The sequence below is a fragment of the Streptomyces sp. SP17BM10 genome, from assembly GCF_036322405.1.
Taxonomy (GTDB): Bacteria; Actinomycetota; Actinomycetes; order Streptomycetales; family Streptomycetaceae; genus Kitasatospora.
Map to the genome: position 1 here is coordinate 1 of NZ_JAQYXB010000030.1, position 362 is coordinate 362.

A 362-nucleotide genomic window follows, 5' to 3' on the forward strand; every position below is an offset into this window, starting at 1 on the left:
GCAGGAGAAGCAGCCGGGCTCCTGCGGCGGTGCGTCGGGCAGGTCGATGGGCTGCGCCCGCAGGTGGCAGCAGGTGATGGTCGGGCCGGGCGCTCGGCCGATGTCGCCGGTCGTGTTCGTCGTGGAAGCCGGGGGGGCCCCCGCCCCGCCCCCGGCCCTCCCCGCCCCCCCGCCGGTGCCCTCGGGTTCCCCCCCCGCCATGCGCCGGGCCCGGGGGGCGTCCGGGTGTTCGAGGCGGGGCTGGGGGCCGGGGCCGCCCCCGCCACCGCCCCCGACCCGCACCCCGCCCTGCCCGCGGGCCCCCTCCCCGACCTGGAGGGCCAGGACGGGCACCCCCGCCGCGACCTCCTCGACAGCGGCCC

The 362-nt window shown here is 82.6% G+C and carries 1 protein-coding gene; it reads right to left on the reverse strand.

From position 1 onward, the window contains the following. Positions 1-201 (reverse strand): hypothetical protein (locus PUR71_RS00095; RefSeq protein ID WP_329924233.1); only part of this gene is annotated, 201 nt, incomplete at its 3' end. Between the last annotated feature and the right edge of the window lie 161 nt (positions 202-362).